Source organism: Ramlibacter sp. WS9 (assembly GCF_003797765.1).
Taxonomy (GTDB): domain Bacteria; phylum Pseudomonadota; class Gammaproteobacteria; order Burkholderiales; family Burkholderiaceae_C; genus Ramlibacter.
Window position 1 is genome coordinate 14,608 of record NZ_RKMB01000004.1, and the last position, 22,683, is coordinate 37,290.

The window sequence follows — 22,683 nt, forward strand, 5'->3', positions numbered from 1 at the left end:
TTTCGCTGTTGGCGCCAGGCTCGGCCTGGCCGCGTTCTTCGTGTTCTTTGTACATCGTTTCTCTCTTGTTCCCTCCCCCAAAGGGGGAGGGAGTTGATTCCTCACTGCGCGCGCACCCAGGTCTGCGTCCGGCCGAACGGGCCGAAAGAGCCGCGCACTTCGAGTTTTTTGCCGCCTTCGATGGGCGTCATGCGCAAGGTGTAGTCGCGGCCGTTCTCGGGGTCGAGGATCTTGCCGCCTTCCCACACGTCCTTGTCTGCCGCCTTCTTCGCGCCCCGGATGATCTCCAGGCCGTCCATCGGCTTGTCCTTGCGGTCGTCCTTGCACTCTTCGCACTTCGCGTCGGGCTTGGCGTCCTTGGCGAGGCGCTTCTCGATCTTGCCGCTCAGCACGCCACCGCTTTCGACGATGCGGATCTCGGCCTTGGCCTCGCCGGTCTTGTCGTCGATGTTTCGCCAGAGGCCGACGGGGGTGACTTGCGCGAAGGCAGTCACGCTTGCCATCGACAGCATTGCAATGAAGGCGCCTCTCATGACAAGGCCAGGTCCGTGTCCATCAGCACCTTGCTGCCGGCACGAGCCGTGCGCATCAGCGTCGCGGTCTCGGGGAACAGCTTGGCAAAATAGAAGCGTGCGGTCTGCAGCTTGGCCTTGTAGAACGGGTCGGCCTGTCTTTTTTCCGATTCCGCGGCGGCGATCTCGCGCAGCGCGGTCTGCGCCATGCGGGCCCAGAAGTAGCCATGCACCAAGTGGCCCGCGACGCGTAGGTAGTCGACTGCCGCAGCGCCCACTTCGTCCGGGTTCTGGAAACCCTTGAAGCCCAGCTCGGTGGTGAACTTGGTCATCTGGTCGCCCAGGTACGCGATCGGGTTGATGAACTCGGCCATCTTCTCGTTGACGCCTTCCTCTTCCACGAGCTGCGCAACCAGCTTGCCGAATTTCTTCAGCGTCGCGCCGTTGTTGCCCAGGATCTTGCGGCCCAGCAGGTCCAAAGACTGGATCGTGTTGGTGCCTTCGTAGATCATGTTGATGCGGTTGTCGCGCACCAGTTGCTCCATGCCCCATTCCTTGATGAAGCCGTGCCCGCCGAAGACCTGCATGCAGGCGTTGGTGGCGATGTGGCCGTTGTCGGTGGAGAAGGCCTTCACGATCGGCGTCAGCAGCGACAGCATTTCGTCGCTGTCCTTGCGCACCTTCTCGTCGGGGTGGTTGTGCGACTTATCCAGCAGCACCGCGCAATAGATCGCGAGCGCGCGGCCGCCTTCTGCGTAGGCCTTCGCGGTGAGCAGCATCTTGCGCACATCGGGGTGCACGATGATCGGGTCGGCCGGCTTGTCCTTGGCCTTCGGGCCGGACAGTGAGCGCATCTGGATGCGGTCCTTGGCATACGCCAACGCGTTCTGGTACGCCACTTCGGTGAGGCCCAGCGACTGGTTCCCCACGCCCAGGCGCGCGGCGTTCATCATCACGAACATCGCCTGCATGCCCTTGTTCGGCTGGCCGACCATGTAGCCCGTGGCGCCGTCGATGACGATCTGCGCCGTCGCGTTGCCGTGGATGCCCATTTTGTGCTCGAGGCCGCCGCAGTAGATGTTATTGCGCGCGCCGAGGGTGCCGTCCTTGTTCACCATGAACTTGGGCACGATGAACAGGCTCACGCCCTTGATGCCGGGAGGCGCGTCGGTCAGGCGCGCCAGCACGAGGTGGATGATGTTGCCGGCCATGTCGTGCTCGCCGGCGCTGATGAAGATCTTGTTGCCGGTGATCTTGTAGCTGCCGTCGGGCTGCGCTTCGGCCTTGGTGCGCATGAGGCCCAGGTCGGTGCCGCAATGAGACTCGGTCAGGCACATGGTGCCCGTCCATTCGCCGCTCGTCATCTTCGGCAGGTACGTCTGCTTCTGTTCGTCGGTGCCGTGCTCGGCCAGGGCGGCATAGGCGCCGTGCGTGAGGCCGGGATACATCGTCCAGGCCTGGTTGGCGCTGTTGAGCATTTCGTAGAAGCACTGGTTCATCACGAGCGGGAGGCCCTGGCCGCCGTAAGCCGGATCACAGCTCAATGCAGGCCAGCCACGCTCGACGTACTTGTGGTACGCCTCCTTGAAGCCCTTCGGCGTGGTGACCTCGTGGGTCTCCTTGTTCAATTTGCAACCTTCTTCGTCGCCGCTCATGTTGAGCGGGAACGTCACTTCGCTCGCGAATTTGCCGGCTTCTTCGAGCACCGCGCTCATCGTGTCGATGTCAACGTCCGCGTACTTGGGAATGGCCTTGAAGTCGTCCGTGACCTTGAGCACTTCGTGCATGACGAATTGCATGTCACGTAGGGGCGGGATGTAGCTGGGCATGGTTTATTCCTTCGAAGCTTTGGTGGATTTGGGTGACTTGACTGCAGGGCGCGCGGGCAGGGTGTCTTTGGCGCCGTACAGCTTGAGGATGTTGTCGAAGCCGGCGTTGGCGCGGGCGATCGAACCGGGATTCTTGAGGAAGCGCGCTTCGTAGTGCAGCGCGAGGATGAGGCCGTGGATTTCGAACAGCAGTTGGTCTTCGTCCACTTCGGCCAGCAGGTGGCCTTCTTCTTTCGCCGAGACGACGGCGCGGCGCATCGCGGCAAGCCAGGTTTTCACCGAACCGACCAGCGCATCGCGCACGGGGCCGGTCCGGTCGTCGAACTCGACGGCGCCCGAGATATAGATGCAGCCGGAATCGATCTCGATCGACGTGCGCTTCATCCAGTTGCCGAACAGCGCGCGCAGCCGCGGCATGCCCCGGGGTTCCTGCATCGCAGGGTAGAAGACTTCGTCTTCAAAGCGGGTGTGGTATTCGCGAACCACCGAAATCTGCAGCTCTTCGCGCGAACCGAAATGCGCGAAAACGCCGGACTTGCTCATCTGCGTGACTTCGGCCAACGCGCCGATCGACAGGCCTTCGAGGCCGATCTGCGTCGCCAGTCCCAGCGCGGCATCGACGATCGCGGCCTTGGTCTGCAGGCCCTTTTGCAGGGCGCGCCCTTCACGCAGCGCGCGGGGCGGCTTGATGGGCAGTGGGGTGACGGACATGGGATTCACGCAAAATAAAACGAACGGTCGTTCTATTTTGCATGATTCCCGAGGACGATGGGAGTGTCTGGCTTGTTTAGAGCCCCGAACCTAAGGCCATGCGGGGAAAACCCGCATGTCGACAAAAGGCCTCAAACCTTGAACGGAACCACCACCTGCCGCTGCTCACCCAACCCCTGGATACCCAGCGTGATCACGTCGCCCTTCTTCAGGTACGAAGGCGGCTTCATGCCCAGGCCCACGCCCGGCGGTGTTCCAGTGGTGATGACGTCGCCGGGCAGCAGCGTCATGAAGTGGCTGACGTAGCTCACCAGCTTGGCGCAATCGAAGATCATCGTGCGGGTGTTGCCCGTCTGCATTCGCTTGCCGTTGAGATCCAGCCACATGTCCAGGCGCTGGATGTTCTCGATCTCGTCGGGTGTGACCAGCCACGGGCCGATGGGGCCGAACGTGTCGCAGCCCTTGCCCTTGTCCCATTGCGGGCCGCGTTCAAGCTGGTATTCGCGCTCGCTCACGTCGTTGATGGTGCAGTAGCCTGCCACATGCGCCAGCGCGTCCTTCTTCGACACATAGCGCGCGCGCGTGCCGATGACGATGCCCAGCTCCACTTCCCAGTCGGTCTTGGTCGATCCGCGCGGCAACATCACGGGATCGTTGGGGCCTTGGATGCAACTCGTCGCCTTCATGAACACCACCGGCTCTTTGGGAATGGGCACGCCCGATTCCGCCGCGTGGTCGGCGTAGTTCAGGCCAATCGCGATGAATTTGCCGACGCCGTTCACCGGGCAGCCGTAGCGCGGCGTACCGCGCACCAGCGGCAGCTTGGCCGGGTTGGCCTTGCGCAGCCGTGCCATGCCGACGCTGCCCAATTGCGCCGGGCCGATGTCGGGGACGATGCCCGACAGGTCGCGCAGCTTGCCGTCGAGATCGACGAGGCCAGGCTTTTCCTTGCCGGGGTTGCCATAGCGAACGAGTTTCATTGTTCTTGCCTTTCTTGCTTGTTGATTTTCAGTAGGTTGAGCGGCCGCCCGACAAGTCGAAAACGCCCCCGGTGGTGAACGAACAATCTTCGGTGCACAGCCAGCACACCATCGCCGCGATCTCCTCCGGCGTGCCGAAGCGGCCCATCGGGATCTTGGAAAGCATGAACTGGATGTGCTGCTCGGTCATCTGCGCGAACATACCGGTTTTCACCGCGGCCGGGGTGACGCAGTTGACCCGCACGCCGGTGTCCGCCAATTCCTTGCCGAGCGACTTGGTCAGGGCGATGACTGCCGCCTTGCTGGCGCTGTACGCACTGGCGTTGGGGTTGCCCTCCTTGCCGGCGACCGAGGCGATGTTGACGATGCGGCCATAGCCGGCGCCCTGCATGAGCGGCACGATTTCGCGGCAGCAATAGAACAGGCCGTTGAGGTTGATCTCCATGACCTCGCGCCACGCATCCACGGGATAGTCCCAGACCTTCGTGTTCGGTCCGGTGATGCCGGCGCTGTTGACCAGTGCGTCGATGCGCGCGTTGTGCTGCAGCGTCGTTTTCACTGCGGCCTGTACCGATTCGTGCCGCGAGACATCCAGCTCCACCGCGTTCGCCTGTGCGCCGAGCGCGGAGGCCGCGTCGCGTGCTGTGGCGATGTCGCGGTCCCAGATCGTCACGCTGCCACCTGACGCGATCAGCCGCTGCGCAATGGCATAGCCCAGGCCGGTCGCGCCACCGGTGACGACCGCGTGCCGGCCCTTGAAATCAAGCTGATTCATATCGTGATGCCACCGTCGACGGCGTAAGCCTGCCCGGTGACGAAAACGGACTCGTCACTGGCCAGGAACACCACGAGCGGCGCGATCTCATGCGCCTGCGCGAGCCGGCCCATCGGCTGGCGCGCGACGAAAGCCTTGCGCGCGGCATCGGGATCGGCATTGGCGTTGATGCGGTCGGCAAGCGAAGGCGTGTCCACCGTGCCGGGGCAGATGGCGTTGCAGCGGATGCCGTCGGCGACGAAGTCGGCCGCGACGCTCTTGGTGAGCCCGATCACCGCCGCCTTGGTCGTCCCGTAGATGAAGCGGTTGGGCAGGCCCTTGATGCTGCTGCACACGCTGGCCATGTTGATGATGCTGCCCCCACCGGCCTCCAGCATCCTGGGCAGCACCGCCTGGATCGCCCAGAACTGCGAGCGCACGTTCAGGTTGAGCGCGAAGTTCCACTCCTCGTCGGTCGCCTGCAAGGCCGTCCCGCTGTGCACGAAGCCTGCGCAGTTGAACAAGACGTTCAGCGCCGGCAGCGTAGCGACCAGCCGTTCGATGGCGCCCCGGTCCAGCACGTCGAGCATGACGGCACGCACCCCATCGATGCCTTCGTAGCTGTCCAGCAGCTTCGGGTTGATGTCGGTTGCCCAGACCTGCGCGCCTTCGGCCGCCAGGGCCAGCGCGCTCGCCCGCCCGATGCCCTGCCCCGCGGCAGTGACGAGTGCGGTCTTTCCTTTGAGTCTCATGAGTTCTCCACCTGGTTGGGCAGGGTTTTGCCCGATGCCCGAAGGCTGCTTGCAGCGATCATAATTGGTCTGACCACTTGGCCACTTCCGGCTAAACCCTTAAATCCAAATTTCGCTCATGCCGCTGCAAACCGTCGAGCCGCAACGCCTGTACCGGCAAATCGCCGAACAGCTGCGCACGCTCATGACCGCCGGCGAGTTCGTGCCCGGTAGCCGTTTGCCGGCCGAACGCGACCTGGCCAAGCAGCTCGGCGTGAGCCGCCCCTCGGTGCGAGAAGCCTTGATTGCCCTGGAGGTCGAAGGCTGGGTCGAGGTACGCACGGGCTCGGGCGTCTATGTGCTCGAGCGGGCCGGGCGCATGAACGGCAGCGATCGGAAGATTCCGCCCACCGAATGGGGCCCGCTTGAACTGATCCGTGCGCGGCGCGTGATCGAAGGCGAGATCGCCTCGCTCGCGGCGATGCAGGCCAAGCGCAAGCATATTCAGGCGATCCGCGACGCGATCGACCTGATGCTCGAAGACACCAATCGCAACGTCGCGCCACTTGCAGGTGACCGCGCATTTCACACAGCCATCGCTCAGGCCTGCGACAACGTGGTGCTGCTCGAAACCGTGCAGACGTTCTGGGACGCGCGGCGCGGTCCGCTGTTTGAGCGGCTGGGCGACTACTTCGAAACCGTGCCGTCCTGGCGCATGGCCATCGCCGAACACGAAGCCGTGCTGGCAGCGATCCGCGCCCATGACGCCCAGGGCGCCCGTGCCGCGATGCAAGCACATATGGACAAGTCCCATTCCCGGTTTAGCGCGAGCTGGCGCCGCGCCAATTCTTCTTGACCGCCCAGCAGTATTTCCAGGAGACACCACATGCAGAAGCGCTTCACCTTGAAACTCATGGCCGCCTGCGCGGCTTTCGCCGCCGTCGCCGGCCCAGGCATCGCCCAGGCACAGACCAAGCTCAAATGGGCCCACGTCTACGAGACCTCCGAGCCGTACCACAAATGGTCGGTATGGGCCGGCGAGGAATTCAAGAAGCGCACCAACGGCAAGTTCGAGGTCCAGGTGTTCCCGGCTTCCAGCCTGGGCAAGGAAAGCGACATCAACCAGGGCCTGCAGCTTGGCACCGTGGACATCATCCTGACGGGCGCGTCGTTCGCTTCCAACTCCTACCCGCGCCTGGCAGTGAGCTACTACCCGTTCACCTTCCGCGATGCCGACCACGTGATCGCCTACGGCAAGAGCGACGTGTTCAAGGAGCTGACCGAAGGCTACAAGAAGGCCACCGGCAACACCGTGACCGCCCTCACGTACTACGGCGCGCGCCACGCCACCAGCAACAAGCTGTTCAAGAACTGCGACGAGATGAAGGGCCTGAAGATGCGCGTGCCCGATTCGCCGGCGTACACCGCGCTGCCGCGCGCTTGCGGTGCCAACCCGACGCCCATCGCCTTCGCCGAGGTGTATCTCGCGCTGCAGAACGGCACAGTCGATGCGCAAGAGAATCCGCTGCCCACCATCGAAGCCAAGAAGTTCTACGAAGTTCAGAAGAACATCATTCTCACCGGCCATATCTCCGATGCGTTGTTGACGGTGATTTCGCCCAGCACGCTGGGCAAGATGAGCCCGGCCGAGCAAAAAATCCTGGCGGACGTGACGCAGGAAGCCGCCGTCAACGCCACCAACGACATCCGCAAGCGTGAAGGCGAGTTGGTGGAAGAGTTCAAAAAGAAGGGCATCAACGTGGTCACCGTCGACCGCAATGACTTCCAGCAGCGCGTGCTCAAGGCCATCACCTTCGAATCGATGAAGCTGGACAAGAAGGACTGGGACCGCGTCGTCGGCATCAAGTAGTTTTCGGCCGCATGACGATCGAAACCATTGACGAAATGGCCCCCGTGATGGGGGCCGACGGTGAGTTCCACGCGCAGGACGAAGCGGTGGATCTCTCCGGCACCAAGCCGGAGGCCTGGGTGGCCCTCGGATTCTTCTGGGTGCTGGGACTCACCGTTTTCTACCAGTTCTTCACGCGTTACGTGATGAACGATTCTGCCGCCTGGACCGAGGAGATCGCCCGCTACTTGTTGATCGCGGTGGTGTTCACCGGCGCGGCCATCGGTGTGGTGAAGAACAACCACATCCAGGTGGATTTCTTCTACAAGTTCATGCCGAAAACCATGGCTCGCGCGATGGCTACCGCCGTCGATGTGCTGCGCGTTGGCTTCTTCGCGGCGGCCACGGTGCTCACCGTGATGATGATGGTCAAGCTGGGCAGCAACTCGCGCATGACCATGGTCGATTTGCCGATGAACTGGATCTACGGCGTGTGCATGCTGGGCTTCGCGGTCATGGCTTTCCGCTCGGTGCAGATCGCCCTGTTTCACCGCAGGCGCGGGTACACGGTGCTGGAGCGCCCCGAGTCGTCGATGGACGACAAATAAGAAGAACGCAAGAACGAAACTCCATGCTGAAAATCATCTTCCTCGTGCTCATGAGCGGTGGCATCCCGGTCGCCATCGCCATGGCCGGCTCGGCCTTGCTCTACATCTGGTGGACGGGCACCCTCCCGGGCTTCGTGGTGATCCACCGCATGGTCAGCGGCATCGACAGCTTTCCGCTGCTCGCCGTGCCGTTCTTCATCCTGGCCGGCAATCTGATGAACAACGCCGGCATCACCAACCGCATCTACAACTACGCGCTCGCGCTGGTCGGCTGGCTCAAGGGCGGCCTGGGCCACGTCAACGTGGTGGGCTCGGTGGTGTTCGCCGGCATGAGCGGCACGGCAATCGCCGACGCCGCCGGCCTGGGCACCATCGAGATCAAGGCCATGACGGACCATGGCTACAGCAAGGAATTCGCCGTGGGCGTGACGGCCGCCTCGGCCACGCTGGGCCCCATCATCCCGCCCAGCCTGCCTTTCGTCATCTACGGAATGATGGCCAACGTGAGCGTGGGCGCATTGTTCCTGGCGGGCATCCTGCCGGGCATCCTGATGGCGGGGCTGATGATGCTGACGGTCGCGTACTTCGCCCACAAGAACGGCTGGGGCGCGGACATCAAGTTCGAATGGCCCCGCGTCATCAAGGCGCTGGCTGAAACCCTCGTGGTGATCGGCTGGCCGCTGATGCTGTGGGTGCTGATCGTCAAGTTCGGTTTCCCTGCGCAGATCACAGTGTTCGCCGGCCTGCTGGTGCTGTTTGCCGCCGACAAGTTTTTCGGTTTCCAGGCTGTGCTGCCCATCATGACGCCCGTGCTGCTGATCGGCGGCATGACCACCGGCATCTTCACGCCCACCGAGGGCGCGATCGCGGCCTGCCTGTGGGCCATGGTGCTGGGCCTGGCCTGGTACCGCACGCTCAACTGGAAGATGTTCGTCAAGGTCTGCCTGGACACGGTGGAAACCACGGCCACGGTGCTGTTCATCGTTGCCGCCGCCAGCATCTTCGGCTGGATGCTCACTGCCACGGGCGTGACGGCCGCGATCTCGCAGTGGGTGCTGGGCTTCACGAACGAAGCGTGGGTGTTCCTGCTGCTGGCCAACCTGCTGATGCTGTTCGCGGGCTGCTTCCTGGAGCCTACCGCCGCCATCACGATCCTCGTGCCCATCCTGATGCCGATCGTGCAGCAGTTGGGCATCGATCCGGTGCACTTCGGCCTGGTCATGGTGCTCAACCTGATGATCGGGCTGCTGCACCCGCCGATGGGCATGGTGCTGTTTGTGCTGGCACGGGTGGCGAAGCTTTCCGTGGAGCGCACGACGATTGCCATCCTGCCCTGGCTCGTGCCGCTGCTGGGTTCCCTCGTGGTCATCACATACTTCCCCAAGCTTGTGCTCTGGTTGCCCAAGATGTTCTATTGAATCCATGCGGCAGACGCAACCCTGTCCCCGTAACTGATCATGACTCCTTTCATTCGACTCCATCCCGAAGACGACGTCCTCATCGCACGCAGCCAGCTCGTGGGCGGCACGCAGGCCGAGAACGTCGTCATCAAGGGCCTCATTCCGCCCGGCCACAAAGTGGCGACACGCGCCATCGCCACGGGCGAACCCGTGCGCCGCTACAACCAGATCATCGGCTTCGCCAGCAAGCCCATTGCTGCCGGCGAACATGTGCACACCCACAACCTGGTGATGGGCGACTTCGAGCGCGACTACGCTTTCGGCGCCGACGTGAAGCCGCAGGCGCCGTTGAAGCAGGCCACCTTCATGGGCATCAAGCGGGCCGACGGCCGCGTTGCGACCCGCAACTACATCGGCATCCTGTCCAGCGTCAACTGCTCGGCCACGGCCGCGCGTGCAATTGCCGATCACTTCTCGCGGAAGAACCACCCGGAGGTATTGGCGGGTTACCCCAACATCGATGGTGTAGTGGCGCTCACGCATGGCACCGGCTGCGGCATGGCCACGGAGGGGATGGGCATGCAGATCCTCGAGCGAACGCTCGCCGGATACGCAACTCATGCGAATTTCTGGGGCGTGCTGGTCGTGGGGCTCGGCTGCGAAGCCAACCAGATCAACGCGTGGCTGGCTCACAGCAGCCTGCGCGAAGGCGACACGCTCAAGGTCTTCAACATCCAGGACACGGGCGGCACGCGCAAGACGGTCGAGAAGGGCATCGCCCTCATCCAAGAGATGCTGCCTCGGGCGAATGACGTGAAGCGCGAACCCTGTAGCGCGGCGCACATCACGATCGGTTTGCAGTGCGGCGGCTCCGACGGCTACTCGGGCATCAGCGCCAACCCGGCGCTGGGCGCGGCTGTGGATTTGCTGGTGGCGCACGGCGGCACCGCCATTCTGTCCGAGACTCCCGAGATCTACGGTGCCGAGCACCTGTTGACGCGCCGCGCGGTCAAGCGCGAAGTCGGCGAGAAACTGCTCGAGCGCATCAAATGGTGGGAGCACTACACCGAGGTCAACGAAGGCGAAATGAACAACAACCCCTCACCCGGCAACAAGGCCGGGGGCCTCACGACCATCCTGGAAAAGTCGCTGGGCGCCGTGGCCAAGGGCGGCACCACCAACCTGCAGGCGGTGTACGAATACGCGGAGCCGGTGAAGGACCACGGCTTCGTCTACATGGACACGCCGGGCTACGACCCCGTGAGCGCCACGGGCCAGGTCGCCGGCGGCGCCAACATGATCTGCTTTACCACCGGCCGCGGCTCGGCCTACGGTTGCGCGCCCTCGCCTTCGCTCAAGCTCGCCACCAACTCCGCGCTGTGGCTGCGGCAGGAAGAAGACATGGACATCAACTGCGGCGAGATCATCGACGGCAGGGCTTCGATCCAGGAAATGGGCCAGCGGATTTTCGAATTGGTGCTGGCCACGGCATCAGGCGAGCTTTCCAAGAGCGAGAAACACGGCTATGGGCAGAACGAATTTGTGCCCTGGCAGGTCGGCGCGGTGATGTAGGGCCCATGCGATGACGCAAACCATCCAAGCCACGGCGCTGCGTACGCAAGTCGCTTCGATCATCATGGCGGCCGGCAGCAAGCCGGAAGAAGCAAAGACCGTCGCCGACAACCTCGTGCTGGCCAACCTGAGCGGCCACGACTCGCACGGTGTGGGCATGGTGCCCCGCTATGTGGACGCGGTTCTCGAAGGCGGGCTCAAGCCCAATGCCAGCATCAAGGTCACGTTGGACGGCGGATCGCTGCTGTCTCTGGACGGCAAGCGCGGCTACGGGCAAGTCGTCGGCGAACAGGCGATGGCGCTGGGCATGGCGCGTGCCAAAGAACTGGGCAGCTGCATCCTGGCGCTGGCCAACGCGCACCACCTCGGCCGCATCGGGCATTTCGCGGAAATGGCGACGTCGCATGGCCTCGTGTCACTTCACTTCGTCAACGTGCAATCGCGCCCCGTGGTCGCGCCGTGGGGTGGCGCCGACGGACGCTATGGCACCAACCCCTGCTGCATCGGCGTGCCGCTCAAGGGCCGCGAGCCTTTCGTGCTCGACTTCGCGACCAGCCGCGTGGCGCAAGGCAAGATGCGCGTTGCGCACAACGAAGGGCGCGAGGTCGAGCCCGGTTACCTGATCGACGAGACGGGCCATCCCACCACCGACCCCGGCGTGGTGGTCGTGCCTCAGGCCAATGGCCTGTTCGGCGCGCTGATGGCATTTGGCGAGCACAAGGGGTATGGCCTTGCGGTCGCCTGCGAGCTGCTGGGTGGCGCGCTCACGGGCACCGGCACTTGGCACCAGCCTGCCGACAGCCGGCGCTCTGTGATCAACGGGATGCTCACTGTCCTGATCGATCCGCAGAAGCTCGGGACTCGGGCCAGCTTCGAGAAGGAAGCCGTGGCGTTCGTCGACTGGCTGAAGCAAAGCCCGCCGGCGCCCGGCTCCGACGGCGTGCTCATCGCCGGCGAGCCTGAACGCGCGGCGCGCATCGGGCGCGAGAAAGAAGGCATCGCCATCGACGAGACGACGTGGGGCGAGATCGTGGCGGCGGGCGCAAAAGTGGGAGTCGATCTGTCATTGCCAACTTGATCCGGCACGACAGCCTCCTTCAAGCGATCGGCAACAGGGGAAGCGCCCGCACCACATCATTCGCAACAGGAAAGATCCGGTCGCCCGCGCGCGGTTCGATCCGGTGCATTCCCGTGAAGCTGCCGAAGGCCGGCAACACGCCGGTCGCATATTCAGGCAGCGCGCCGGTGTCATCCCCAAACCAGAAACACGGCAGGCGCAAGCGCTCGAACGCGCGCCCGCTCACGCTGATGCAGGGGTGCCAATGCCCGGCCAGCACGTACGCACCGTCGATGGCCTGGGGATGATGGCAAAGCGCGAACGGCGCCAGCGGCAGCGGTTCGTCGACCACGTGGATTCCCAGACTCTCCGGCGGATCGCCGGCCCGGTCGTCGTGGTTTCCGCGCACCAGCGTCAGTTCCAGATCGGCATGCCGCTCGCGCCAGCGCTGCAGCGTGCCGAGGGTGCCCGCCGCATGAGAGCGGCGCGAGTGCAGGAAGTCGCCCAGGAAGACGATGCGGCGAGCTCGCGTGTCCAGGACCACCGCAGACAGTTGGTCCAGTGTCTCGGTGGTGGTGCCCTGGGGCACGGGCACGCCGAGCTTGCGAAAGCTGACAGCCTTGCCGAAATGCGCATCGGCGACGAGCAGGGTTTGCTCGGCGGACAGCAGCGCGGCGCCACTGGGATGAAGGACGACGTCGGCGCCGGCGACACGGATTCTGAGCATTGGGGGTATTGCTCCCTCTCCCCCTGGGAGAGGGTTGGGGTGAGGGCACGCATCGCGCGCCCATCCAAGAATCTACAGCATGCGCGCGAGCGTCGCTTCCAGGTGCTCCGAAGGGGCGCGCTTGAAACCCGAGCGCGCGAAGCGTTGCAGCCGGCCCACCGCAAAGGCCGTGAGCATCGACGCGCGCACCTGGGCATCCAGGCTCGGCGTGGCCGAGCCGTCGCCATCGGCCACGTTGCGCAAGCTCTGCTTGAGCGTCGACTCGATCTTGTCGAAGAACTGGTTCATGCGCTGCTGAAGACGCTCGTTCTCGAACACCAGCGCGTCGCCCACCATCACGCGTGTCATGCCCGGGTTCTTTTCGGCAAATTGCAGCAGCATGGCCACCGTCTTGGCGGCCTGCTGGGTGCCTACCGTCTCTCGCTCACCGATCTGGTTCACCAGGGTGAAGACACTTTGCTCGATGAATTCGATGAGGCCCTCGAACATCTGCGCCTTGCTGGCGAAGTGGCGATACAGCGCCGCTTCGCTCACTTCCAGGCGGGCCGCCAGCGCGGCCGTGGTGATGCGCTCGGCGCCGGGTTGCTCCAGCATCGTCGCCAGCGCCTGCAGGATCTGCACACGCCGCTCGCCGGGCTTGGGGCGCTTGCGCGCCGGCGCGGCCACTTCCTGGGCGACGGGGGAATCAGTGCTGCTCAAATCGGCGTCAGGCATGGGCGTGCAAAAGATGTGTTGAATTGATTCTCGCACAGCCCGGACTAGGGGTTTGCGCGTATTCACTTCCGTTTTTGCGGCCTGCGCGCCAAGTGCGTGCTTACCCCGCGAACAGCAGCGAGACCTTCAGCCCCCGCCCGCCGGCGCCCGACTGCAGTTCGAGGTGGGTGTGGTGTACGCGCGCGATTTCATCCGCGATGGCCAGGCCCAGCCCGTTGCCCTCCCCCTCCGTGCCCTTGACTCGGTAGAAGCGCTCCAGCGCGTGCTGGCGTTCAGCGGGCGCGATGCCCGGACCATCGTCTTCCACCTCCAGGAACGCGTGGCCATCACGCTGGCCGCAATGGATCGTCACTGTGCCGCCCGCAGCCGTGTACTTCACCGCGTTGTCCACCAGGTTGCCGAGCAACTCGCGCAGCAGCCACTCGTGGCCCATGACCTGCGCGGGCTGTGCATCCAGGCCCAGATCGATCCGCTTGGCGGTCGCCGCGTCCAGGTGCGCCTCGAGGATGGCACCGCACAGCTCCTTCAAGTCGACCCGCTGCATGGGCTGCGCCTGCATGGTGCGGGCGTCGGCACGCGACAGGGCCAGCAACTGGTTCGCCAATTGCGACGTGCGCCGTGTGGCGCCCCGCAACTTGTTGACCTGCTCCGTGCGTACGCGGACCATTCCATCGGCCGGACTGGCCGCGTTGGCGGCCTGGGCCCAGGCTTCCACCTGGGCTTGCAGGCCGGCGAGCGGCGTGCGCAGCTGGTGCGCGGCGTCGGCGATGAACCGGCGCTGGCTTTCGGCCTGGGCATTCACCAGGCCGAACAGGCGATTCAGGGACTGGACGAGCGGCCGCACCTCCTCCGGGGATGCGCGTTCGTCGATGGCCGTCAGGTCGCGCGGCGAGCGGCGTTCCACCGCGTCGCGCAGCTCGAACAGCGGCCGCAACGCCCGCTCGACCGCCCAGCGCACCGCGAAAGCAGCAGCCGCCACAAGAAACAGGTTGGGCAGAAGCACCTTGAACAGGATAGCGCGCGCCCATTGCTGGCGCGGGTCGGAGCCGTCCGCCAGGACCACAGTGACCTCGCCGATCACAGTCTGCTGGCGCTGGCGCACGATGCGCCACGTGGTGCCCAGCTTTTCTTCGCTGTGGAACTCGGCTTCATGCGTGGTCGGCGGCAGCCCGGCGAGCCAGGGTTCGCCCCGGAGCGATTTGCCGTCCGCGTCCGAGATCGCATAGGAGTGGTCCGTGCCCTTGATGAACTCCTCGACCGCGGGCGCCAGCAGCAGCACCGGCGGGTCGCCCGGCTCCCGCCCCGCGCCGATCACCGAGTCCGCCAGGAGCGGCACGAGGGCCAGCAGGCGCTGGTCCTGCTGGGCGGCGACGTTGTCGGCGGATCGGTAATCGAACCACGCGTTCAGCAGCGCCAGCAGGATCAGCGGCGTGATCAGCATAACCAGCAGCCGCCGGCGCAGGCCCGAAGTCATGCCCAGGCTGTCGCTGCCGCGCGCCGGGCGCCGGATGCCGATGAAAGGCAGGTTCACGGCGCGCGGGGCTCGTCGATCTCCAACCGGTAACCGAAGCCGCGGATCGAGCGCAGCGCCACGCCGTGCGGCTCGAGCTTGCCGCGCAGGCGCGAGATGTAGACCTCCACCGCATTGGGCGTGATCTCCTTGTCCCACCCGGTCAAGGCCTGCAGCAGCTTGTCCTTGCTGGCGGGCTTGGGAGCGTTGATCAGGAGATATTCCATCACTGTCCACTCCCGCGGGCCCAGCTCGATGAGCGTGGTCTGCCCGCCATGATGGGCGCTGGCACGGCGGTTGGCCGTGTCCAGCTCGATCGGGCCGAAAGTCAGGACCGCCGTGTTGGCCGCCTGCGAGCGGCGGAGCAGCGCGCGCAGGCGCGCCAGCAGCTCGGGCAGCTCGAAAGGCTTGATCATGTAGTCGTCGGCGCCCAGGTCGAGGCCTTGCACGCGGTCGGACAGCGCGTCGCGTGCGGTCAGGATCAGCACCGGCATGGCGTGGTTGGCCATCTCCGGCCGGCGCAGACGCTTGGTGAGTTCCAGGCCGTCCATGTGCGGCAGGCCGATGTCGATGATGGCGGCGTCGAAGGCTTCGGTGCGCAGCACTTCCTCCGCGCGCTCGCCGCTGCCCACCCAGTCAACGGCATAGCCGGCGTCGGTCAGCCCCAGCTTGATGCCGCTGGCCACCATCACGTCGTCTTCCACGAGCAGCAGCCTCATAGGGCGTACCTCTTTGGTTTGTCTCCTGGCCCAAGGGTAGCGCGTGCCGACTTGCGGAACGCTGACGCCCCTGCCTTAGTGTGACCGGATCATCGTCCCGTAAGCTTGGTCCGTGAGGATTTCCAGCAGCAGCGCGTGCGGCACGCGCCCGTCGACGATGTGCACCGAATTCACTCCGCTCTTGGCGGCATCCAGCGCGCCGGCGATCTTCGGCAGCATGCCGCCCGAGATGGTGCCGTCGGCGAACAGCTCGTCGATCTCCCGCGCGCTGAGGTTGGTGAGCAGCTTGCCGGCCTTGTCCAGCACGCCGGGCGTATTGGTGAGCAGCAGCAGCTTTTCAGCCTTGAGCACGGTGGCGAGCTTGCCGGCCACTACATCGGCGTTGATGTTGTAGCTCTCGTTGCCCTCGCCGAAACCGATCGGGCTGATGACGGGGATGAACTGGTCGTCCTGCAGGGCCTTGACGACGCTTGGATCGATCGAGACGATGTCGCCGACTTGCCCGACGTCGTGCTCCTTGCTTGGGTCGGTGTTGTCCACCATCTTGAGCTTCTGCGCGCGGATCAACCCGCCGTCGCGTCCCGTCAGGCCCACGGCTTTTCCGCCGGCCTGGTTGATCAGTCCCACGATGTCCTGCTGCACCTCGCCCGCCAGGACCCACTCGACCACTTCCATGGTCTCGGCGTCTGTGACGCGCATGCCCTGGATGAACTGCCCCTTCTTGCCCAGGCGGCTGAGAGCGGCCTCGATCTGCGGGCCGCCGCCGTGCACCACCACCGGGTTCATGCCCACCAGCTTGAGCAGCACCACGTCTTCAGCGAAGTCGGCCTGCAGTTCCGGGTCGGTCATGGCGTTGCCGCCGTACTTGATCACCATGGTCTTGCCATGGAAGCGGCGGATGTAGGGCAGCGCCTGGGCCAGGATTTCGGCTTTGTCGCGCGGTGCGATGGAGGAAACGTCGGTCATGGCGGTGCGTGGTGGGAGGTTTTCCGCAAATTGTGCCCGAAGCGCTAGCGGCGCAACCAGCGGGGAACCTTGAACCGCACGATGCTGATGTAGGACCATACGTAGGAAACGATGAACAGCGCGGTGAAACCCATGAGCATCGGCGTGTTGTTCCAGAACACCACCGCGGGCATCACGGTGAGCAGTGTGAAGCCCCAGAGATACGGCGACGTGCGGTTGTTGCGCATGAGCATGCGGCGCGCCTCGTCGTCGTCGAACACCCCGCGCACGATGCGCCGGTAGATCAGCTGGTGGAAGTGCAATGCATCGGCCACGCCCGGCGACTGGCCGCGCATCAACTTGCGGTAAATGGAAAACAGCGTTTCCCAGACGGGATAGATCAGCAGCAGGATCGGGAACCACGGCGAGACAACCGGGTAGCGCTGCACCAGCAGGACAGAAGCCACCGCGATGGTCACGCCCCACAGGTAGGCCCCGCCGTCGCCGGCGAAGATCAGGCCGCGCGGATAGTTCCACAGCAGGAAGCCGGCTGTGGCGCCGGCCACCACCAGCACGATGCCCGCGAGCTGCCGGTCGCCGGCCAGCAGGCTCACGTAGGCTAGCGCGAAGCAGCAGATCAACGCGACGATGCCGGCCAGCCCGTTGTAGCCGTCGATCAGGTTGAACGCGTGCGGCAGCCCCGCCACGGCGAACACGGCAAACAGAATTCCGGGCCAGGGCGTGGCGGTCCACCACCCTTCCAGGAACGCGATGCCCAGGCTGGGGATGCTCAGCGCAAGCACCCAGCTCGCCAGCAGCCCCGCCACCACCGTGAAAGCGAGCCGCCAGCGCGCCGTCAGGCGGTGCGTCAGGTCTTCGCCCACGCCTCCCGCGACCGCCACCATGACGACGGACCACCAGGCGAGGCCCATCGCCGGTGAAAGATGGATCTTGTTGGGCACCTTCAGCAAGGGTTCGGCGATCACGATCCAGGCCCAGCCCACGGTGCAACCCACCATCATGGCGACCCCACCCAGGCGAGGCACATGCCCGGCGTGGAACCGCTGCGGCATGGTCAGGCTGTAGCGATGGCTATGGGTCCGCGCATACCGCAGCAACAGCGCGCAGACGATGGCCGAGACCGCCCCGCACAGAATCAATAGAATGAGCATGCCCTCTTCGCTGTCCCCTTGTGATGGGCGATTCTCTCATCCCATGAAGATCCTCCTTTTCGGCGCCGACGGCCAGTTGGGCCGGCAGTTGCGGCGCGCCCTGCCTGCGCTGGGCGACGTCACGGCGCTGACACGCGGCTCGACTCCCTGGTGCGGGGACTTGACCGACGCCGAAGGCATAGCGCGCACGGTGCGCGAGCTGCGGCCGGACGCCATCGTCAACGCGGCCGCTTACACCAACGTGGACGGCGCGGAAAGCGATGCGGACGCCGCCTTCCGGGTGAACGCGCGAGCCTGCGAAACATTGGCCGTGGAAGCGGCGCGCGCAGGTGCATGGCTGGTGCACTATTCGACCGAATACGTCTTCGACGGCCATGGCGAGCGCCCCTGGACAGAGACCGATCGCACGGCACCGCTGAACACCTACGGGCAAAGCAAATTGGCTGGCGAGCAGGCCGTCATGGCGCATTGCCCGCGTCACCTGATCCTGCGAACGAGTTGGCTGTTCGACACGTGGGGCGACAGCTTTCTGAAGTGGGTCATCCAGGCCGCGGGGCAGCGCGCGCGGCTGGACGTTGTCGCCGACCAATGGGGCGCCCCGACGCGTTCGGCACTGGTGGCCGATGTCACGGCCCAACTGCTGCGCACCGTTCAGCCATCACAGGCAGGTATCTATCACGTGAGTGCGGCGGGAGAAGCCAGCCGGCACGGCATGGCCGTCTTTGCCTTGGAATGCGCGCGCCGGCATGGCATGCATCTTCAGGCCGGGCCGGGCGATGTGGGTGCAGTGACGTCGGCCGCGTTTCCGCGCCCGGCGGCGCGGCCGGCGAATTCACGCCTGGACACGAGCCGCTTGCGAACCACCTTTGGCGTCGCTTTGCCGCCATGGCAAGAGGGCGTCGACGCGGTTGTTTCCGAGTGGGCGACGGCGCGCACGGCTCAATCTTAGTGCGAGCCCTGCGCGAAAACGTGACTTGTTCCACGGTGGGGGAAACGGGTTGTATCTCCACGGTAACACCAGCCTTCGCGCGGGGAGCGAACTCTAGAATGCAGGGCTCATGTACGAAGTATCCAATCGCACCACCGCGCCATACAGCAGCATCTGCTACATCTCCTGCGAGTGGGCAGATGGTTCGGTGACGCGCGCCTCGGGCGTGATCATCGGGGCCAACGATGTGCTCACCGCCCACCACGTGGTGTACGACGCGAGCCTCGGCGGCTACGCGACCCGCATCACCATCAGCCCCGGCGCGGACACCTCGCCTTTCAGCACACCCTACGGCAGCCATAGCGACGTGAGCGTGATCTACGCCCGCACGGCCAACTGGGATCCGGATGGCGACGGCTTGCTGTATGCGCACGAATCGCAATACGACATGGCCGTGCTCGGCCTCGGCAGCACCGCGGTGAGCGCCCAGGCGGGCTGGGTCGGCATCTCGAATTTCGCCGGCGATTTCAGCGGCAAGATCGACGGCTACCCCGCGCGCGGGACTGGCCTGATGGAAGAGCCTGTCTTCGCCGACGCGTCGGCGAGTGTCGGCGTGTACGACATCGGCTTCAGCCTCGGCCCCGGCGCCTCGGGCGGCCCGTTGCTGCGCACCGATGGCAGCGGCACCTATGTCACGGGCGTGCTCTCGAGCGGGAATGCCGATTTCAGCCATTCGACCTATGCCGCCCTGTTCGGGCCGGGCAACTGGACCTGGATCAACAACGCACTCACGGCGAACAACAGCGTGTTGCCTGGCGGGGGCGGCACGGGCGGCGTTCCGCTTTCCGGAAGCGAAGCCGGCGCCATCACCTACATCGGCTCGGGCAGCAATGATTCGGTTATCGGCACAGTCGCCAACGAGACGCTGCGCGGCGGAGCGGGCACCGATTCGCTGAACGGCCTGGGCGGCATCGACACCGCGCTCTTTCTGTACGCCCGCAACGAATACCGTTTGGGCCACAGCGTGGGCAACATCACGGTGTACGACACCCTGGGCGACGAGGGCACCGACACGCTGCAGGGCATCGAGCACCTGTCGTTCGAAGACATGACGGTGAACCTCGGGATCGGCGCCGCCTCGCACACCATCGCGCCGTCGCAGCTGAAGCTGCTCGAAGAGCTCTACGTGGCATTCTTCAACCGTGTGCCCGAAGCCGACGGCCTGGCTTACTGGATCGAGCAAAGCCGCGTCGGTGTCTCGATCAACCAGATCGCCGACGCTTTCTATGCGGCGGCGCTGCAGTACCCGTCGCAGACCGGTTACAGCAGCGGCATGAGCCACACCGCCTTCGTCAACACCATCTACCGCAATGTGCTCGGCCGCGAAGACGGCGGCGACGCGGAAGGCGTGGCGTACTGGAGCAACGCGCTGGCCAACGGTTCACAGACCCGCGGCGCACTCGTCACGAAAATGCTCGACTCGGCACACACATTCAAAGGCAACGCGACCTGGGGCTGGGTGGCCGACCTGCTGGACAACAAGGCAGCGGTCGCGCAGCGTTTCGCGGTCGAGATGGGCCTCGGTTACAAGACCGCGGAAGAGTCGGTGGCCAACGGCATGCTGATCGCCGATGCCGTCACGCCCACCGATATCAGCGTGGCCATCTCGCTGATTGGTGTCGACGATCCCTTCTCGACTTTGGGTTGATGGCTCCGCCGGTTCGGTGAACCGGGCGCATCACTCGAGCGGCGGATGCTTCATGCTTGCGTTCGCGAGCGCGATGAAGTGCGGATTGAGGATCGGCCGGTCCAGGCCATAGGTGAGCGGTTGTCCCTGCGCGTCGAGCACAGCGCCGCCGGCATGCTCCAGCACGGCTTGGCCGGCAGCTGTGTCCCACTGGCATGTCGGCCCGTGGCGCGGGTAAATGTCTGCCTGCCCTTGCGCGATGCGGCAGAACTTGAGAGAACTGCCGGCCGCCACGAAAGTGTGTTCGACTTCGAGCTGTGCCAACCACCGCGACAGCGCCTCGCTCGCGTGGGAGCGGCTGCCCAGCACCCGCAGCGCGGCGCCTGGTGCGGGCCCTGAAATGTTGAACAGCGAGACGGACGCGCCGTCCGCCGTCTCCTGCCAAGTGCCCAAACCCTGCGCCGCGAAGAAGACCTCGCCGGTCGCGGGCGCGAGCACGACACCGGCGACAGGACGCCCGCCGCTGACCAGCGCGATGTTCACGGTGAACTCGCCGTTGCGCTTCAGGAACTCGCGGGTCCCGTCCAACGGGTCCACCAGGAAAAAATCGCCGCCCCGATCCGCGTCGGGCGAGACCGACTCCTCCGACAGGATGAACACCCCGGGGTATGCGCCTTCAAGGCCTTTGCGAATCACCGCGTCGGCGCGCAAATCGGCTTCGGTCAGCGGCGACGCATCGGCTTTCGACCACGCGGCGAAGTCGCTCGCGTAGACCGCCATGATCTCGCGCCCCGCTGCCTTGGCGATCGCGCAGAGCGCCTGCATGTCACGAGCGGTGAGGCTGTTCACGCGGGGCGACGCGTTTGCGCTTGGGTTCGAAAAAGATTGCGGCCCGTTATGGCTTTAGCCAGGAATCGACTTCGGAGATCGACACTTCGTTGCCGGTACCGGACAGCGTCTGCAGCCGGACACGCGCCAATGCGTACTGGTAGCGAGCCTGGGCCAGGTCGCGCAGGGCGACGAAGCGCTGCTCTTCGGCGTTGAGAACGTCCACCAGTGTGCGGCTGCCGCCTTCGAACGAACGGCGGTTCGAAACCACCAGGACGTCGTTCGAGCGCACCGCCTGCTCCAGCGCCCGGATGCGCAGCACGCCCTCGGTGACGCCGCGGAACTCCTTTTCGACGCGCAGCGTCAGGTCGCGCCGCGTGGCTTCCACGATTTGTTCGGCACGTTCGAGATCGGCGAGCGTCTGGCGAATCTGCGAACTGACGCCTCCGCCTGAATAGATCGGAACATTCAGCTGAAGGCCGATGGCCTTGTTCTTGTGCCGCGTGTCGATGCTGTTGACGCTGTCGCTGTTGCTGTACGTCCACTGCGCAATCGCATCCAGCGTGGGAAGGTGACCGGCGCGTGCCTTGTCGATCTCGTGCCGGGCTGCTTCGCGCTGGGCCTGGAGCGAACGCAGGTCGGGACTGTTCAACTCGGCACGTGCCGTCCAGTCTTCCAGCCGGTCGGGGTCGGGCCTCACCAGCTTCAGCCGGGCGGGGTCGATGCGCGCCAGCTGGGTCACCGGCTGATTCACCAGGACCTGCAGGGCGCGCCGGGTGTAATCCACGTGCTGGCGGGCTTCCAGCTCATTGGCCTGCACCAGGTCCAGCCGGGCCTGCGCTTCATCGACGTCCGTTCGCACCCCCGATCCACCGGCGAAGCGCTTGCGGGCCGCATCCAGCTGGGTGGTGTAGGTCTGCTTCTGTTGCATGACCAGTTCCAGCTGGTCCTGTGCAAGCAATGCCTCCAGGTAAGTGCTGGTCAGCCGCACTGCGAGGTTCTGCACTTCCTTTTCGAGCTGCGCATTGGCGTCGGCGACCTGCGCTTCGGCCTGCCGCACGTCCGCCCACTGGTAGGGCCGGTACAAGGGTTGCCGCACCGTGAGGGCGCGCGACCCGCTCATGTAGTCGCGTTCGGAATTGACGGGCTGGCCGCCGAGGCCCGGGGTCCTGCTGTCCAGGTCGTTCTTGTTGCGAGACGCGGAGACCGAGACGTTGGGCAGCAGCAGGGCGCGGGCTTGCGGCAACCGCTCGCGCCGCGAGTCGGCGCCGGCGCGCGCCGCGCGCAGCGTTGCGTCCTGCTCGAGCGCCGCGCGATACGCCTGTGCCAGCGTGAGGGTTGCGCCGGTCTGAGGCGTAGTGCCGGCGGCAGGCGCCGGCTGGGCCGCCGCGGGCGGAACGACCAGGACAGGGGCGGCCGCCAACAGGCAGCAGGCCATCAATCTTTGCAT

At 65.1% G+C, this 22,683-nt stretch carries 22 protein-coding genes; 8 read left to right on the forward strand and 14 right to left on the reverse strand.

Features of this window, described 5'->3' with window-relative positions; all coding sequences use genetic code 11:
• Positions 1-101 precede the first annotated feature (101 nt).
• The 6 genes from EEB15_RS08165 to EEB15_RS08190 all read right to left on the reverse strand — a co-directional run bounded on the left by EEB15_RS08165 (position 102) and on the right by EEB15_RS08190 (position 5,538).
• On the reverse strand, positions 102-503 hold the full coding sequence (locus EEB15_RS08165) for a DUF2147 domain-containing protein (protein WP_233259411.1): 402 nt from the start codon (positions 501-503) through the stop codon (positions 102-104).
• Between the two features lie 26 nt (positions 504-529).
• Positions 530-2,341, reverse strand: coding sequence for an acyl-CoA dehydrogenase C-terminal domain-containing protein (locus EEB15_RS08170; RefSeq protein WP_141509343.1), 1,812 nt, complete (start codon positions 2,339-2,341; stop codon positions 530-532).
• A gap of 3 nt (positions 2,342-2,344) precedes the next feature.
• Entirely contained in the window at positions 2,345-3,052 is a 708-nt protein-coding gene (locus EEB15_RS08175; RefSeq protein ID WP_141509344.1) for a TetR/AcrR family transcriptional regulator, read from the reverse strand.
• A 131-nt stretch (positions 3,053-3,183) separates the two neighbouring features.
• The gene (locus EEB15_RS08180) at positions 3,184-4,032 is read right to left on the reverse strand and encodes a fumarylacetoacetate hydrolase family protein (protein WP_141509345.1); all 849 of its coding nucleotides are present in this window, start codon (positions 4,030-4,032) and stop codon (positions 3,184-3,186) included.
• 28 nt (positions 4,033-4,060) lie between these two features.
• Positions 4,061-4,807: an SDR family NAD(P)-dependent oxidoreductase gene (locus EEB15_RS08185; protein ID WP_141509346.1), complete on the reverse strand. Its 747-nt coding sequence runs from the start codon at positions 4,805-4,807 to the stop codon at positions 4,061-4,063.
• Positions 4,804-5,538, reverse strand: a complete 735-nt coding sequence (locus EEB15_RS08190; RefSeq protein ID WP_141509347.1) for an SDR family oxidoreductase — start codon at positions 5,536-5,538, stop codon at positions 4,804-4,806. Before EEB15_RS08190 ends, EEB15_RS08185 begins: the two co-directional genes overlap by 4 nt.
• Positions 5,539-5,656: 118 nt before the next feature.
• Here EEB15_RS08190 and EEB15_RS08195 point away from each other — a divergent pair, with 118 nt between their 5' ends.
• From EEB15_RS08195 to EEB15_RS08220, 6 genes are read left to right on the forward strand one after another with little or no spacing between them, the layout of a single operon-like run.
• Positions 5,657-6,373 carry a FadR/GntR family transcriptional regulator gene (locus tag EEB15_RS08195; protein WP_141509348.1) on the forward strand — a complete coding sequence of 239 codons (717 nt, stop codon included), beginning with the start codon at positions 5,657-5,659 and terminating at the stop codon, positions 6,371-6,373.
• A gap of 30 nt (positions 6,374-6,403) precedes the next feature.
• Positions 6,404-7,387, forward strand: coding sequence for a sialic acid TRAP transporter substrate-binding protein SiaP (locus EEB15_RS08200; RefSeq protein ID WP_141509349.1), 984 nt, complete (start codon positions 6,404-6,406; stop codon positions 7,385-7,387).
• A gap of 11 nt (positions 7,388-7,398) precedes the next feature.
• Positions 7,399-7,974 (forward strand): TRAP transporter small permease, encoded by a 576-nt coding sequence (locus tag EEB15_RS08205; RefSeq protein ID WP_141509350.1) that lies wholly within the window; start codon positions 7,399-7,401, stop codon positions 7,972-7,974.
• A 23-nt stretch (positions 7,975-7,997) separates the two neighbouring features.
• On the forward strand, positions 7,998-9,392 hold the full coding sequence (locus EEB15_RS08210) for a TRAP transporter large permease (RefSeq protein ID WP_141509351.1): 1,395 nt from the start codon (positions 7,998-8,000) through the stop codon (positions 9,390-9,392).
• 39 nt (positions 9,393-9,431) lie between these two features.
• Positions 9,432-10,946 carry a UxaA family hydrolase gene (locus tag EEB15_RS08215; RefSeq protein WP_141509352.1) on the forward strand — a complete coding sequence of 505 codons (1,515 nt, stop codon included), beginning with the start codon at positions 9,432-9,434 and terminating at the stop codon, positions 10,944-10,946.
• Positions 10,947-10,956: 10 nt separating this feature from the next.
• Positions 10,957-12,024 carry a malate/lactate/ureidoglycolate dehydrogenase gene (locus EEB15_RS08220; RefSeq protein WP_141509353.1) on the forward strand — a complete coding sequence of 356 codons (1,068 nt, stop codon included), beginning with the start codon at positions 10,957-10,959 and terminating at the stop codon, positions 12,022-12,024.
• A gap of 19 nt (positions 12,025-12,043) precedes the next feature.
• Here EEB15_RS08220 and pdeM read toward each other — a convergent pair whose 3' ends face one another.
• The 6 genes from pdeM to EEB15_RS08250 all read right to left on the reverse strand — a co-directional run bounded on the left by pdeM (position 12,044) and on the right by EEB15_RS08250 (position 17,790).
• Positions 12,044-12,730 (reverse strand): ligase-associated DNA damage response endonuclease PdeM, encoded by a 687-nt coding sequence (gene pdeM, locus EEB15_RS08225; RefSeq protein WP_141509354.1) that lies wholly within the window; start codon positions 12,728-12,730, stop codon positions 12,044-12,046.
• Positions 12,731-12,802: 72 nt separating this feature from the next.
• Entirely contained in the window at positions 12,803-13,444 is a 642-nt protein-coding gene (gene slmA, locus EEB15_RS08230) for a nucleoid occlusion factor SlmA (RefSeq protein ID WP_141509355.1), read from the reverse strand.
• 100 nt (positions 13,445-13,544) lie between these two features.
• Positions 13,545-14,918, reverse strand: a complete 1,374-nt coding sequence (locus tag EEB15_RS08235) for a sensor histidine kinase (RefSeq protein WP_141509674.1) — start codon at positions 14,916-14,918, stop codon at positions 13,545-13,547.
• 53 nt (positions 14,919-14,971) lie between these two features.
• Positions 14,972-15,673, reverse strand: coding sequence for a response regulator transcription factor (locus EEB15_RS08240; protein WP_141509356.1), 702 nt, complete (start codon positions 15,671-15,673; stop codon positions 14,972-14,974).
• Between the two features lie 75 nt (positions 15,674-15,748).
• Positions 15,749-16,639 carry an acetylglutamate kinase gene (gene argB / locus EEB15_RS08245; protein WP_141509357.1) on the reverse strand — a complete coding sequence of 297 codons (891 nt, stop codon included), beginning with the start codon at positions 16,637-16,639 and terminating at the stop codon, positions 15,749-15,751.
• Between the two features lie 44 nt (positions 16,640-16,683).
• Complete coding sequence (locus EEB15_RS08250) at positions 16,684-17,790, reverse strand: glycosyltransferase family 4 protein (RefSeq protein ID WP_141509358.1); 1,107 nt, start codon at positions 17,788-17,790, stop codon at positions 16,684-16,686.
• 43 nt (positions 17,791-17,833) lie between these two features.
• On the opposite strand from EEB15_RS08250, the gene rfbD reads away from it, so the two are divergent.
• Positions 17,834-18,739: a dTDP-4-dehydrorhamnose reductase gene (gene rfbD, locus EEB15_RS08255; protein WP_141509359.1), complete on the forward strand. Its 906-nt coding sequence runs from the start codon at positions 17,834-17,836 to the stop codon at positions 18,737-18,739.
• 109 nt (positions 18,740-18,848) lie between these two features.
• The gene (locus EEB15_RS08260; protein WP_141509360.1) at positions 18,849-20,426 is read left to right on the forward strand and encodes a DUF4214 domain-containing protein; all 1,578 of its coding nucleotides are present in this window, start codon (positions 18,849-18,851) and stop codon (positions 20,424-20,426) included.
• A 30-nt stretch (positions 20,427-20,456) separates the two neighbouring features.
• Here EEB15_RS08260 and cysQ read toward each other — a convergent pair whose 3' ends face one another.
• Both cysQ and EEB15_RS08270 read right to left on the reverse strand, forming a co-directional pair.
• Positions 20,457-21,254 carry a 3'(2'),5'-bisphosphate nucleotidase CysQ gene (cysQ, locus tag EEB15_RS08265; protein WP_233259412.1) on the reverse strand — a complete coding sequence of 266 codons (798 nt, stop codon included), beginning with the start codon at positions 21,252-21,254 and terminating at the stop codon, positions 20,457-20,459.
• 46 nt (positions 21,255-21,300) lie between these two features.
• Positions 21,301-22,683, reverse strand: coding sequence for a TolC family outer membrane protein (locus EEB15_RS08270; RefSeq protein WP_141509361.1), 1,383 nt, complete (start codon positions 22,681-22,683; stop codon positions 21,301-21,303).